The 13,911-nt window shown below is 45.7% G+C and carries 11 protein-coding genes; 4 read left to right on the plus strand and 7 right to left on the minus strand.

Annotated features, from left to right (window positions below):
* Position 1 precedes the first annotated feature (1 nt).
* From CWI82_RS07790 to dnaE, 4 genes are read right to left on the minus strand one after another with little or no spacing between them, the layout of a single operon-like run.
* Positions 2 to 883 (minus strand): DMT family transporter, encoded by an 882-nt coding sequence (locus tag CWI82_RS07790; RefSeq protein ID WP_130203087.1) that lies wholly within the window; start codon positions 881 to 883, stop codon positions 2 to 4.
* 35 nt (positions 884 to 918) lie between these two features.
* The gene (tilS, locus tag CWI82_RS07795; RefSeq protein ID WP_130203088.1) at positions 919 to 1,953 is read right to left on the minus strand and encodes a tRNA lysidine(34) synthetase TilS; all 1,035 of its coding nucleotides are present in this window, start codon (positions 1,951 to 1,953) and stop codon (positions 919 to 921) included.
* 16 nt (positions 1,954 to 1,969) lie between these two features.
* A complete protein-coding gene (accA, locus tag CWI82_RS07800) occupies positions 1,970 to 2,926 on the minus strand; it encodes an acetyl-CoA carboxylase carboxyl transferase subunit alpha (protein ID WP_130203089.1) in 957 nt (318 codons plus the stop codon).
* Between the two features lie 18 nt (positions 2,927 to 2,944).
* Positions 2,945 to 6,448 carry a DNA polymerase III subunit alpha gene (gene dnaE / locus CWI82_RS07805; protein WP_130203090.1) on the minus strand — a complete coding sequence of 1,168 codons (3,504 nt, stop codon included), beginning with the start codon at positions 6,446 to 6,448 and terminating at the stop codon, positions 2,945 to 2,947.
* A 171-nt stretch (positions 6,449 to 6,619) separates the two neighbouring features.
* Between dnaE and CWI82_RS07810 the strand changes: the two genes are divergently transcribed.
* The 4 genes from CWI82_RS07810 to CWI82_RS07825 are packed head-to-tail and all read left to right on the plus strand — an operon-like array spanning position 6,620 to position 9,983.
* On the plus strand, positions 6,620 to 7,741 hold the full coding sequence (locus tag CWI82_RS07810; RefSeq protein WP_130203091.1) for an MlaE family ABC transporter permease: 1,122 nt from the start codon (positions 6,620 to 6,622) through the stop codon (positions 7,739 to 7,741).
* On the plus strand, positions 7,741 to 8,496 hold the full coding sequence (locus CWI82_RS07815) for an ABC transporter ATP-binding protein (RefSeq protein WP_267899172.1): 756 nt from the start codon (positions 7,741 to 7,743) through the stop codon (positions 8,494 to 8,496). Before CWI82_RS07810 ends, CWI82_RS07815 begins: the two co-directional genes overlap by 1 nt.
* 3 nt (positions 8,497 to 8,499) lie before the next feature.
* Positions 8,500 to 9,387, plus strand: a complete 888-nt coding sequence (locus tag CWI82_RS07820; protein WP_130203093.1) for an MlaD family protein — start codon at positions 8,500 to 8,502, stop codon at positions 9,385 to 9,387.
* Complete coding sequence (locus tag CWI82_RS07825; RefSeq protein ID WP_130203094.1) at positions 9,384 to 9,983, plus strand: ABC-type transport auxiliary lipoprotein family protein; 600 nt, start codon at positions 9,384 to 9,386, stop codon at positions 9,981 to 9,983. The genes CWI82_RS07820 and CWI82_RS07825 overlap by 4 nt, the downstream gene beginning before the upstream one ends.
* A 43-nt stretch (positions 9,984 to 10,026) precedes the next feature.
* Here CWI82_RS07825 and CWI82_RS07830 read toward each other — a convergent pair whose 3' ends face one another.
* The 3 genes from CWI82_RS07830 to CWI82_RS07840 form a co-directional block, all read right to left on the minus strand.
* Entirely contained in the window at positions 10,027 to 10,269 is a 243-nt protein-coding gene (locus tag CWI82_RS07830; protein ID WP_130203095.1) for a hypothetical protein, read from the minus strand.
* Positions 10,270 to 10,377: 108 nt separating this feature from the next.
* Positions 10,378 to 12,603, minus strand: a complete 2,226-nt coding sequence (locus tag CWI82_RS07835; RefSeq protein ID WP_130203096.1) for an NADP-dependent isocitrate dehydrogenase — start codon at positions 12,601 to 12,603, stop codon at positions 10,378 to 10,380.
* An 85-nt stretch (positions 12,604 to 12,688) separates the two neighbouring features.
* Positions 12,689 to 13,894, minus strand: coding sequence for an EAL and HDOD domain-containing protein (locus CWI82_RS07840; RefSeq protein WP_130203097.1), 1,206 nt, complete (start codon positions 13,892 to 13,894; stop codon positions 12,689 to 12,691).
* Positions 13,895 to 13,911: the final 17 nt, after the last annotated feature.

Here is a 13,911-nt window from a genome sequence, read left to right on the forward strand (position 1 = left end):
GTCACTCCCTGAGTCGATACAAACCTACACAAATAAGTGATAAACCAATGAGTGTGGTTATTTGAATGGTTTCACCGAGTATAAAATAAATTAAGATCAATGAAATAAATGGGCTTAAAAAAATCAGCGTCGAAATCTGCGCGGTTTTTGTAGCTAACCGCATGGCGGTGAGCCACAAGAAAAAGGTGATACCCATTTCAAACAATCCAACATAAATTCCTGCGCCAATTCCTTGCCAACTAAGGTTTAAATACGTGGATTCTGTATCAGTAATCATGTTCATGAGATTAAAGATAACTAACCAACCGGAGCCCCATGCAAAACACCAAAATAACGCTGGTACCGGTTTGTCGGTATTTTTTGTGTTGATCAGCCAATAGCTTGCCCATAGCAACGTACTGAATAACGCCAACCCAATACCAACCCAATTCGTTTGCGCAAAGTCCCAATTTCCACCTGTCGCTATTAAGAAAACGCCAACGTACGCTAACAGCATAGCAAACAGTTCTTTTGCGGTGAGTTTTTGATGTAAAAATGGCACCGCTAACAACGACATAGTGATTGCCCAAGTGTAATTGATCGCTTGCGCTTGTTGCGCAGGTAACTGATTGTAGGCGGCAAAAAGAACCCAATAGTAGGCGGCCGGATTAATAAACCCTTGTAGCGCATAAAACCCGATGCGACTGCGCCCAACTTGCCAGACTTCGCGCCAGCGTTGTTGTACCGATAGAATCAGAGTAAAGGTGAGTAAACTCGTAAGAGCGGCAATAGTGAGCAGTTGCAAGGGCGTAAGATAACGCAGTGCTAATTTAAATGCGGTGGCGACGGTTGACCACAGTAATACTGCGGCAAGCGCGTACAGAATAGCTTTACGCTGATCCATGCTGTTCCTTGAGCAAGAAGATGAAGACACTAAAATTAACGTGGCTGCATGGTGAGAACAAGAAGTCTGTCTTTATTATCTGCGGTAATCCGAGTCACGACACAATTCCCCCACTCTACACGGGGGTTCGCATCATTCGTAGTCAATAACATTTGTGTACGTAGCTGTTCTAATTGCGCATACGAAGGAATTGCCGCTTGATTTTGTTGCAGCCAATACCGCAAAACGCCTCGTTGCAATTGCTCTGCTGAATTTGCCAACCAACGCGTTGCTAATCGGCCATCGCTATCGATGTGCGGGTTAACACGATCTGCAAGTAATTGTTCCATCAACTCCTGAGTTTCGCTACACAGTTGCGCACTTCGTAGTACAGCTTGGCCAAAGTGCGGCCAGCGCTGCTCGAGCTTTGGAATCACCTCATGCCGAAGAAAATTTCGTTCAATACTGGTGTCGTAATTGGTGTCATCTTCAATCCAAAACAACTGATGAGCGTGGGCGTATCGGTAAATTTCTTCTTTGCTGACATCTAACAGCGGTCGTAACCATCGCTGCAGTCCCTTTGTGCTCTGCATTGCCATAGCTGCCAGCCCTTTGGGCCCAGCGCCACGTTTCAACTGTAGCAGAAACGTTTCGATTTGATCGTTACGATGTTGCCCTAGCAAAAAAATAGCATTCGCATCGGCAATTTCGCTCAATCGCTGATAGCGTGCTTCTCGACCGGCAGCTTCTTTGCTGATACGACTACCTGACAAAACTTTGAGCGGCTCGCAAATCATGGTGAAATCGCGATCTTCACAATCGGCAATCAAACCTTGCGCCCACTCAGCCGAGCTCGGATGAAAGGCATGATCCAAGTGCACCGCGAGATAATCAAATTGGGGAAATTCTTGACGAAAACTATCCGTTAAATCTAATACGGTTTGGGAATCAGCGCCGCCACCTAAACACACCACAATTTGCTGATGTGGTTCGGGTTTTAAGGCTAACAAGCGTTGCTTGAATAACGTATAAAGGAGATCAGCGTTGCCACTGTCCCCTTCATGTTTCGCTATCGATGTCGCATTATCCAACGCGCATCACTCCGTGTTAGCAATATCCAAATGACATCAACTTCTGATAACGCTGCTCAAGACGAGCTGAGCTATCGAGATTTACCAACGCATCCAGATCGGTTAAGAGTTGCTTTTTCAGGCGTCGCGCCATTTCTTCATGGTCACGATGCGCACCACCAATCGGCTCTGCGATAATCGAGTCAATTAATCCGAGTTCTTTTGAACGTTGTGCCGTGACACCCATCGCTTCAGCTGCTAATGGTGCTTTTTCGGCACTTTTCCAAAGAATCGATGCACAACCTTCAGGCGAAATAACTGAATAGGTCGAGTACTGCAACATGTTGACTCGGTCACCCACGCCAATTGCCAAGGCACCACCAGAACCACCTTCACCGATAACGGTACAGATAATTGGTGTGTTCAAGCGCGCCATAACCTTTAAGTTACGTGCAATCGCTTCTGATTGACCACGCTCTTCGGCACCAATACCAGGATATGCACCAGGGGTATCAATGAAGGTAATAATTGGCATTTTAAAACGTTCCGCCATTTCCATGAGGCGCAACGCTTTGCGATAACCCTCAGGTTTCGGCATACCAAAATTACGACGAATTTTCTCTTTGGTTTCACGCCCTTTTTGATGACCAATAATCATCACTGGTGTGCCATCAATTCGAGCTGTTCCGCCAACAATCGCTTCATCATTGGCAAACGCACGATCGCCAGCTAACTCATCAAAGTCATCAAAAATGTGCTTAATGTAATCTAGCGTATACGGGCGTAACGGATGGCGCGCCAATTGTGCGACTTGCCAAGCACCTAAATCACCAAAGATCTTTTCAACTAATTGCTCGCGCTTCTCTTGAAGCTTCGATATTTCTTCTTCAATCGAAATATCGAAATCACCTTTAGCGCCAACCGCTTTTAATTCTTCGATTTGCGCCTGAAGTTCTGCAATAGGCTGTTCAAAATCTAAAAATTTAAGACTCATTATGGCTCCCATTTGCCATTAAAATTCGAGTTCAACCGCCTGTTGACCAAGCTGTTGCTGCAACTCATACATCAATTCATCGGTTGGGGTCACATACCATTCTGTGGCCGCCACATATTCTGCCGTTAAATCGGGGCGCACATAACGGATGTGCAACGGGCATGTGCCCTGTTTAAATGGCTCAATCAATTGTCTTAATTGTGCGAGCCCTTGCCCTGCTAATTGTTCATGACGCACTATTAAACGCAATACTTTGGCGTATTGCTCTCGCATGCCAACAATAGTCATCACTTCTCGCGCCGTCATTGTATTGGCAGAGGAGTAATCATCAAAGCTGACCTCTCCTTTTACCACTAAAATTTGGTCTTTTTCGAGTAGGTGCTGATACTTTTCATAATCTTTAGCATAAAAACGTACATCAAAACGCGCGGTTTTGTCATGCAATGTGACAATCGCCCAACGTTGATTTTGTCGATTCAACATGGTGCGCACATCGACCACAAGCCCTGCTACCGTTGTTGTTTGGTCGCGACCTGTAGGTCGCACGTCAGCAAGGACGCACGGCACATAGTTTTTTAACTCTTTTCGATACCGGTTTACCGGATGCCCTGTTAAGTATAGTCCAAGTGTTTCGCGCTCGCCTTCAAGCCACATTGCCTCTGGCCAAGCTGGTACCGTTACAAACTCATGTTCAATCTCAACGTCATCCGCTGCTGATGTCAGAACGCCGAATAAATCACTTTGACCAATCGCCTCTGCACGTGCATGTTGCTCGGCTTGGCGCATTGCTTTTTCGAGTGTTGCCATTATTGTCGCACGATGCGGACCTAATGAGTCCATCGCACCAGCTTTAATTAATTTTTCCAACACACGGCGATTGAGCTTTTTCAAATCAACTCGACAGCAGAAATCAAAGAGATCGGTAAATGGGCCATCTTCGCGGGCAGCTAAAATGGCTTCAATTGGCCCCTCGCCAACACCTTTAATGGCGCCAATACCATATACAATTTGCTGTTGCTCATCGACAGTGAATTTATACCGCCCAACATTCACATCAGGAGGAAGTACTTTCAAGCCCATGTTCTCGCATTCATCAACCAGCGTGACAATTTTGTCAGTATTGTCCATATCAGCTGACATCACGGCCGCCATAAACTCAGCGGGATAATGGGTTTTCATCCAGAGTGTTTGATACGAAACCAACGCATAGGCAGCCGAGTGCGATTTATTAAAACCGTAACCCGCAAATTTTTCCACAAGGTCAAAAATCTTAATGGCTAGGTCGCCATCGATCCCGTTCTTGCGCGCGCCTTCTTCAAATACTGCACGCTGCTTTGCCATTTCTTCCGGCTTTTTCTTACCCATCGCTCGGCGCAGCAAGTCTGCGCCACCTAATGAATAGCCCGCCAATACCTGAGCAATTTGCATAACCTGCTCTTGATAAAGGATAACGCCATAGGTTGGTTCAAGAATCGGCTTCAATGATTCATGCTGGTAGTCTTTATCAGGATAAGATATGGCTTCACGACCGTGCTTACGGTCAATAAAGTTATCAACCATGCCTGATTGCAATGGGCCAGGTCGAAATAACGCCACCAAAGCAATAATGTCTTCAAAACTATCGGGGAGCAGCTTTTTAATTAACTGCTTCATACCCGACGATTCCAACTGGAAGACAGCCGTGGTCGCACCCTTTTTTAGGAGCGAAAAACAAGCAGGATCATCAAGCGGAATGTGATTAATATCGATTGGTGGCTGACCATCACGTCGACGATTCGCATTCACCATATCTAGTGCCCACTGAATAATCGTGAGTGTCCGCAGCCCCAAAAAGTCGAATTTTACTAATCCGGCAGCCTCAACATCGTTTTTATCAAACTGAGTAACCGGCTGTTTACCTTCTTCATCACAATATAGCGGCGAGAAGTCTGTAATTCGCTCCGGTGCAATGACAACACCGCCGGCGTGTTTACCGGCATTACGCGTGACACCTTCGAGAATTCTCGCCATGTCGATAATTTCCCGAACATCATCATCTTGTTCGTACATTTCGACTAAGCGCGGTTCGACTTCAAACGCTTTTTCTAACGTCATGCCAGGATCGCCTGGCACCAACTTGGTAATCTTATCGACAAAGCCGTATGGATGCCCCAGAACACGGCCGACATCGCGTATCGATGCTTTGGCTGCCATCGTACCGAACGTAATAATTTGCGATACCGCCTCGCGACCATATAGCTCAGCGACATGGTCAATGACCTCATCACGGCGATCCATACAAAAGTCGATATCAAAATCGGGCATCGACACCCGCTCTGGATTGAGGAATCGCTCGAAAAGCAAATCAAGTTCGAGTGGGTCAAGATCCGTGATTTTCAACGCATAAGCGACCAATGAACCGGCACCAGAACCACGCCCTGGACCAACCGGAATATTGTTGTCTTTGGACCACTGGATAAATTCCATCACGATGAGGAAGTATCCCGGAAAGCCCATCTGGTTAATGACGTCGAGTTCGATTTTTAAACGCTCATCGTATGGCTTGCGTAACTCCTTACGTTTTTCTGGGTCGGGAAACAACACTTCTAGGCGCTGCTCTAAGCCTTCTTGCGATTTTTTGACTAAAAAATCTTCCGGTGTCATTCCGCCCGTCGGAAATTCCGGCAAAACGTATTCATCTAATGTGACGGTTACGTTGCAACGCTTTGCTATTTCAACCGTATTCGCCAAAGCTTCTGGAATGTCCGAGAATAATTCGGCCATTTCATCTGGGCTTTTAAGATATTGCTCAGCGCTGTATTTTTTCGGGCGGCGCTTATCATCGAGCGTGTAACCATCAGACACCGCCACGCGTACTTCGTGTGCCGTAAAATCTTCTGGTTTGAGAAACATCACTTCATTGGTTGCCACAACCGGAACATCACAATGAGCGGCCAATGTGACTGCGGCATGCACGTATTCATCTTCGCCGGCTCGTCCTGTTCGTTGCAGCTCGAGGTAAAAACGGTCGAAAAAATGTTGCTGATAAAACTCGAGCAACTGTTGCGCTTCGTCTTGACGGTTTTGCAAAAGTTTTCTGCCGATATCGCCTTCACGGCCACCGGATAGAAGAATGATTCCACGCTGATGTTCAGCTAGCCATTCTTTGTTAATACAATGCTTACCGCAGCGATGTCCAGCTAAATATGCCCGACTAATCAGCTGCGTAAGCTGCTGATAACCGTCGTTATTCATCGCCAACGCAGTCAATCTGAAAGGCTCGTCTTGCGAATCTTCTGACCAACCTTCCGGCAACACCCACAAATCACAGCCAACAATCGGCTTTAAGCCTTTATCGTGGGTGGTGCGATAAAACCGAACCAAACCACACATATTCATTTGATCAGTCAAGGCGAGCGCAGGCATCCCCATACTTGCGGTTGCTTCACAGATTGGTTTCACTTTCGCTAATCCATCGATCATAGAAAAATCGCTGTGAATGCGTAAGTGAATAAATTGCGGCGGTTGGTTTACATCGCTCATGCGCTATTTCATACAGTATCTAGTCATCATTCGCCTATTGTGCCGTATGCGTTGATGTATGTCATGTAGTGATTTTAGCCTTAACAAAACCCTGTAAAAAATGCCTAAAAACTGACTAAAAGTTGAAAGGTTGTTATAGTATTTCTTAATCGAATCACTAAGTTGAGCGCAATGTCAGATTCTAGCTTTGTTGCATACGATAGTTCAAAACAGTTACTTAAACTAAGTGGCGCGTGGAGCTTTGAGAATTACTCAGCCATTGATAAATCTTTACGCCAAGTCTCGTCGCAACAGCCGATCCAACTTTTAGACTTCGCTGAACTTGAACGTCTCGATTTGAATACCGCGAGTTTACTTGCCGAATTAATATCCCCGACTCAGCTTAAAAAACTCCTCGAATCGGCTCAACAACTTCAACCTACGCATCGTGACATTTTTCATCAATTACTGCGTGCTTACGATATCCAAGCGCAGTCAGAACCTCAAGCAACAAGGCCTTGGTACTCGTTTATTGCTGATTTGGGCGCGTGGGTATCGAAACTCGGTTACCAATTTATTGTTCTGATGAATTTTATTGGGCGTGTATCGCTAACAATGTTGCAAGTACTGCCACGACCGCAGCGATGGCGCATTACTTCATGGTTTTTCCATATGCAACAAGCGGGTTTAGCGGCTATTCCGATTGTTGCCTTAATGGGGTTTTTAGTTGGTGCCGTCGTCGCGTTTTTAGGAGCTACCGTTCTTCGTGATTTCGGCGCCACGATTTATACCGTCGACTTAGTTGCATTTGGGTTTATGCGCGAGCTTGGCGTGCTATTGGCAGCAATATTACTCGCGGGGCGAACGGCAAGCTCGTTTACCGCTCAAATCGGCGCCATGAAAGTCAACGAAGAGCTCGATGCGATGCAAGTTGAACAGCTCGATAGCGTTGAACTGCTCGTTATTCCACGCATTTTGGCACTTCTGATTATGTTGCCTCTACTTAGCTTTATCTCAACGATTGCTGGGTTGCTTGGCGGCGCTGTGGTCGCCATTGCGAGTCTTGATATCTCGTCAACCCAGTACTTAACAATTTTGAATGAAGTACCAATTCGTCACTTTTGGGTTGGGCTAAGCAAAGCGCCATTTTTTGCCGTTATTATCGCGGTGATTGGCTGTCTTGAAGGTTTTAAAGTAACGAACAGCGCCCGCTCAATTGGCGAACATACAACATCAAGTGTGGTTCAAGCGCTATTCGCCGTGATTTTACTTGATGCCATTGCCGCTTTGTTTTTTATGGAGATGCAATGGTAATGACAAACGTACAGCCCATTTTAACCCTTAAAAACATTACCACTAAATTTGGCACTTCCGTGGTTCACGAAGCCCTCGACCTGGATGTTAATACCGGTGAAATTTTAGGGTTGGTCGGCGGTTCTGGAGCGGGTAAATCCGTATTGTTGCGCACTGCTATTGGCTTAAATAAACCTACCACAGGTTCCGTTCATTTGCGTGCAAAGCAAATTGGTGTGCTATTTCAACATGGCGCCTTATTTTCGTCCATGACTGTGGCTGAGAACGTTGCTTTGCCGTTATTTGAACATACCTCATTGTCACGTAACGAGGCACTGCGATTAGCTCGTTTAAAACTAGCACTCGTGGGTCTAGATAGCGCCGCTGGCGAACGCTATCCTGCCGAACTTTCCGGCGGCATGATCAAACGTGCAGCACTCGCTCGTGCCTTGATTCGAGAACCTGACATGGTGTTTCTAGACGAACCAACTGCCGGTTTGGACCCAATCAGTGCGGCTGCTTTCGACCAACTAATTTTGACTCTATCAAAAGCACTTGGCTTAACCGTTGTGCTCGTAACACATGATTTAGACACGCTCTACGCCATATGTGATCGGGTTGCTGTACTTGCTAAGAAGCACATCATTGCTATTGATAGCCTAGCGAAAGTTGCGGAGCATGAAGACGCTTGGATTCAAGCTTATTTTCATGGTCCACGCGGACGTGCCATTATTGAGCAGCATTCTAATCAGTCAGCTAATACTGCGGAGAATTAAATCATGGAAACCAAAGCGCACCATATTATTGTCGGTATTGCGACCCTGTTACTGCTTGTTGCAGCTTTAGCATTTAGCCTCTGGCTAGCAAAAGCTGACTCAGAACAATCTTATAAAAATTACGATGTGCTTTTTAAAGAACCGGTTTCTGGTTTAACGGTTGGTAGCCCTGTGCAATTTAACGGTATTAGTGTGGGTGAAGTAACACAGTTGAGTTTAGATAGAAATGATGCGCGCATGGTACGAGCTCGTATTCGGATTACTGCGGAAACGCCTATTACAAAAGCGACCAAGGCATCCCGGACGTTGCTGAATATAACGGGCGCGAGCGGTATTGCATTAGAACAAAGCGTGGCTAAGAGCCAGCCGATTAATCAACAAGATGGTATTCCTGAAATTGTCGCAGAACCATCTGAACTAACCCAGTTACGCCTCAACACCGAAGAGCTTTTTGTCAGCGTCAGTCAGGTCATCAATAACGCCAACCGACTTTTTTCTGAAAATAATATGCAAGCCATTGAGTCGATTCTAGTTAACGTCGATACCTTTAGTGGTGAGCTTGCTGAGCAATCGCAGAACTTTGCTTCAGTTCTCGATAACTTACAACAAAGTACCAAACAATTGAATGATTCTTTGGTGGCACTGGAAGGTGAGTTAACCGAACGCAGCGAGCCCTTATTTAACAAAGCGGAAGAAACTCTCGGCAACCTAGCTGCTGCTAGCAATCAACTTAACGAACTGATGCAACAAAATCGCGGTAATATTGATGCTGGTATGGCAGGCATTGCGGAAGTTGGGCCAACTTTAATGGAATTACAAGTCACGCTGAAACGATTGAATGCGATTGCTGCGCGCTTCGAAACAGAACAAATGAAGGAGTACCAACCATGATGCTAAGAACCGTTACTTTAGCAGTTGGCTTTGCTGTTTTTGCGAGCGCATGTAGCGTGTTACCTCAGGCAACGCCTATCGACTATTACACACTGCAACCAGCACCCGTTGCCCAACAAAATGCGTCTGTGAAATTATCTGATATTCGCGTTTCACAGCCGGAGCTCAACGATGCGTTGCAACTCGAACGTATTGTTCGCATTACTGATAACGGCAGTATTTTAGCTTACCCCAACGCCAAATGGAGCACCTCAATTTCAGCGCTATGGCAAAGTTGGTTGCTAGACGCATTATGGCGCGACAGTCGCTTCAGCAATATTAGTTCGGAGCAACAAGGTCTGGATAGCGACTGGCGGCTTGCCGGGCGCTTACAGTCGTTTCATATTGAAGAAACTTCTGCTGGGCCGGTTGCGATAGTGCGTTACGATGCGCAACTGATTGCCACCAAACAACGCAAAGTCGTCAAAAGCATGAGTTTCAGCGCACAAAGGCCATTAAGCGGCAATGAGACAAGTGATGCGGTAACTGCGCTAAGTTCAGCAAGCGCCGAAGTCGGCCAAGATTTACTGGAATGGTTAGCGACGTCACCAATGTAACGTCGCTATAGCGTTTCATTGCTATGAACAGTAACAGGGAGCGTTAGCTAAACGAGCCAACAAAAGCATGAACACCCTCTTGCTTCAATGCATCTAATGCCTCTTCAAGAGCTGCTGCATCTGTTTCAAAATGATCTTCCCACACTGTCGAGTTATTGTCAGCATCGACAATTTCAAGAATCCAATCGCTGTCTTCGGTGCGATAGATATCAATATTTACCGTTAAACCCTCTGCCGAAAAATCTTGGCATAACGGGCTCTGGATATACTCAACCGCATCTGTCATACGATGTCCTCAATAAGTCACTAGAAAAATAGAGCCGCATTCTAGCACTAACCAAATAAAAAGGGCATCCACTAGGGATGCCCTGAATTAGTCGGTAACTGAAATAAATTACAGACTTGCTAGTGCGCTATTCAAGGTTTGTGATGGGCGCATCGCCTTATCAACCAGATCAGCGTTTGGTTGATAGTAACCACCAATCTCAACTGACTGACCTTGAACACCGTTAAGCTCTTCTACAATCTTCGCTTCGTTCTCATTTAAGAACTTAGCTAACTTGCTAAAACGCTCAGCTAGAGCACTATCTTTACTTTGCGCTGCAAGCGCTTCGGCCCAGTACATGCCGAGATAGAAGTGGCTACCACGGTTATCAATCTGACCAAGCTTACGTGCTGGCGATTTGTCGTTTTCTAAGAACTTCGCAGTTGCAGCATCAAGCGCATCGGCAAGAATTTGTGCGCGGTCATTATTGTTACGCTGCGCCAAATGCTCAAGTGAAGCGGCCAATGCTAAGAACTCACCAAGTGAATCCCAACGCAAATAGTTTTCTTCAACAAATTGCTGAACGTGTTTTGGAGCTGAACCGCCGGCGCCAGTTTCAAATAAGCCACCGCCATTCATCAAGGGAACAATTGACAACATTTTTGCAGACGTACCCAACTCAAGAATTGGGAACAAATCTGTTAAGTAATCGCGCAGGACGTTACCGGTAACAGAAATCGTGTCTTTACCATCTTTCATGCGCGCCAGTGTGTGTTCAGTCGCTTCAGTTGGCGCCAAAATGCGTAAATCAAGACCATCAGTATCGTGTTCTTTTAGATACTCATTTACTTTCTTGATTAGCTCAGCATCATGTGCGCGCTTTTCATCAAGCCAGAAAACCGCAGGCATACCACTTAAACGTGAACGATTTACCGCTAATTTCACCCAATCACGAATTGGCGCATCTTTCACCTGGCACATGCGCCAAATGTCACCTTTCTCAACGTCATGAGAGAATACAGTTTCGCCCGCTTTGTTTAACACAACCACGGTGCCGTTAGCAGGAATTTCAAAGGTCTTATCGTGTGAACCATACTCTTCTGCTTTTTGCGCCATCAAACCAACGTTTGGTACTGTACCCATTGTCGCTGGATCGAATGCACCGTACTCCTTACAGAAATCGATGGTTGCTTGGTATACACCCGCATAGCAGCGATCTGGAATCATTGCCAAAGTATCTTGGGTTTTGCCCGCACGGTTCCACATTTTGCCGCCGTCGCGAATCATCGCAGGCATTGATGCGTCAATGATCACATCACTTGGAACGTGCAAGTTGGTGATACCTTTGTCAGAGTTAACCATTGCTAATTCTGGTTGCTGGTCGTAAACCGCTTGAATGTCAGCTTCAACTTCCGCACGCTGATCGGCTGGTAATTCAGCGATCTTAGCAAGCACATCACCGAAGCCATTCGTTGCATCAACGCCCAATTCTTTGAACAAATCAGCGTGTTTTGCAAATACGTCGGCGAAATAAACTTTTACTGCATGACCGAACATGATTGGATCAGAGACCTTCATCATGGTGGCTTTTAAGTGTAATGACAGCAACACGCCTTGTTCTTTAGCTGCTGCAGTTTCTTTTGCAAAGAAAGCTTGTAACTGAGCAACACTCATACGCGCGGCATCGACAACTTCGCCAGCCAATACTTTGATTGAATCTTTCAAAACCGTTTGGCCTGCAGGCGTGTTGAGAACAATTTTAAGATCGTCAGCTTGCGCAAACGTCGTTGATTGCTCGCTGCTGTAGAAATCACCATCACTCATATGAGCAACATGAGTTTGTGAGTCGTTTGACCATGCGCCCATGCGGTGTGGATGCTTCTTCGCATAGTTCTTTACCGATGCTGGCGCACGGCGATCTGAGTTACCTTCGCGAAGAACCGGGTTTACTGCAGAACCTTTGATTTTGTCGTAACGCGCTTTAACATCGCGCTCTTCATCGGTTTGTGGCTCAAACGGATAGTTCGGAAGATTATAACCTTGTTCTTGCAACTCTTTAATCGCAGCAGTTAGCTGCGGAATTGAGGCACTAATATTCGGTAACTTGATGATATTTGCTTCTGGGGTTTTAGCTAATTCACCAAGCTCAGCAAGAGCATCACCAATGCGTTGCTCTTCTTTTAAATACTCAGGGAAATTCGCAATAATACGACCCGCTAATGAGATATCGCGAGTTTCAACAGAAACACCGGCAGCATCCGTAAAAGCACGAATAATCGGAAGCAATGAATATGTTGCTAAACGAGGTGCTTCATCAGTTTCGGTATAAATAATCTTTGAACTATCAGTCGACATAGTGATTCCTATTCATTAGTTCAGGACAGAAAAAAAGTGGCCCGAATTATAGCAGGATATGCCGCGAATCACTAGCGCTTAGCACTTAGTCAATTACCACATTGTTCAGTAATTCATCAACTAAGAAGTGGCATTGTTGATAGATTTCGAACAAATCACCGTGCTCTTCCACCGGCTTTTTCATGGCTAAATCATATTCAAAGTCGAGTATTTGAGTGAGGTATTTGCCGAGTTCGCCAGTTTGCTGCAAGACAGCCTCACGTACGTGCTCTGAAATATGTAAGTCTTCTAGGAATGTTTCCTTGTCGATACCGAGTAACACATCAGAACCGGACAATAATCCCGCTAAAAACGCCGCACCTGAGAGACGATTAAATGGATCTTTTTTGCGAGCGAGTTCACTGCACATGTAAGCTCGAATTAGAACGAGTTTCGTTTTGGTTGGCGCCTGCCCTTTTACCGAAACAATCAGCAGTACCCACTTTCTTAGCGGCTCAAGGCCGAGCAACATGACAACTTCTTTCAACGACTCGATTTTTCGCGACAGGCCATAATAGGGGCTATTCGCAATACGCAGAAGGTTCACCACCAACACCGGGTCGGTTTGCAGTGCCGCGACAATCTCATACAGTTCAGGGTCTTCACTAAACAATTGATTGATAACTAGCGTTAATTGAGTAGCAGCTGCTGAAGGAACACGTTTACCTTCTACCACCGTTGGGCGCGCTAAGTAGTAGCCTTGGAATAAATCGAAACCGAGTTCTTTATACCGTTCGTAGGTTGCTTCATCTTCAACGCGTTCGGCGAGCCATAACGCATCAAGCTGGCTTAATTGCTCAAACCGTTGTTGCGCGATATCAAACGATGTTCTCTCAATATCAACCTTAATTATTGATGCAAACTCTAACAGCGGAGTCCAACTATCTTGAAATTCAAAGTCGTCTAAAGCAAATCGAAAACCTTTATCTACCCAGCGTTTAACCGCATCAATGATTTCAGGCGTCGGTTCTATTCGTTCAACCAATTCGACAATGACATGATTTGGGGCTAATGGGAGGAATAAACCAGAGAGTAGAAATTCTGTTGAGACATTCACGCATACAGGCAATTTCACGTGTTCAACGTAATCGAGGAGCCCCGTGCAGAGATTGTATAAAACTTCGCTAGTTGCCACACTGTCGCCGACTTCAAACGCACTGACACCATTTTCGTGACGATACAACAACTCGTGCGCATAAACATCATTATTGCGACTATAGATAGGCTGTGAAGCAAATAAAATCTCGGACATTTTCGTACTCGATTGAT

The sequence above is a fragment of the Pseudidiomarina tainanensis genome (assembly GCF_004214835.1).
Taxonomy (GTDB): domain Bacteria; phylum Pseudomonadota; class Gammaproteobacteria; order Enterobacterales; family Alteromonadaceae; genus Pseudidiomarina; species Pseudidiomarina tainanensis.

What these genes read in the sequence shown, in the direction of transcription:
- CWI82_RS07790 (WP_130203087.1), bottom strand. Translation starts at nt 883, where the DNA reads ATGGATCAGCGTAAAGCTATTCTGTACGCGCTTGCCGCAGTATTACTG.
- accA (WP_130203089.1), bottom strand. Translation starts at nt 2,926, where the DNA reads ATGAGTCTTAAATTTTTAGATTTTGAACAGCCTATTGCAGAACTTCAG.
- dnaE (WP_130203090.1), bottom strand. Translation starts at nt 6,448, where the DNA reads ATGAGCGATGTAAACCAACCGCCGCAATTTATTCACTTACGCATTCAC.
- CWI82_RS07810 (WP_130203091.1), top strand. Translation starts at nt 6,620, where the DNA reads ATGTCAGATTCTAGCTTTGTTGCATACGATAGTTCAAAACAGTTACTT.
- CWI82_RS07815 (WP_267899172.1), top strand. Translation starts at nt 7,741, where the DNA reads ATGACAAACGTACAGCCCATTTTAACCCTTAAAAACATTACCACTAAA.
- CWI82_RS07820 (WP_130203093.1), top strand. Translation starts at nt 8,500, where the DNA reads ATGGAAACCAAAGCGCACCATATTATTGTCGGTATTGCGACCCTGTTA.
- CWI82_RS07825 (WP_130203094.1), top strand. Translation starts at nt 9,384, where the DNA reads ATGATGCTAAGAACCGTTACTTTAGCAGTTGGCTTTGCTGTTTTTGCG.
- CWI82_RS07830 (WP_130203095.1), bottom strand. Translation starts at nt 10,269, where the DNA reads ATGACAGATGCGGTTGAGTATATCCAGAGCCCGTTATGCCAAGATTTT.
- CWI82_RS07835 (WP_130203096.1), bottom strand. Translation starts at nt 12,603, where the DNA reads ATGTCGACTGATAGTTCAAAGATTATTTATACCGAAACTGATGAAGCA.
- CWI82_RS07840 (WP_130203097.1), bottom strand. Translation starts at nt 13,894, where the DNA reads ATGTCCGAGATTTTATTTGCTTCACAGCCTATCTATAGTCGCAATAAT.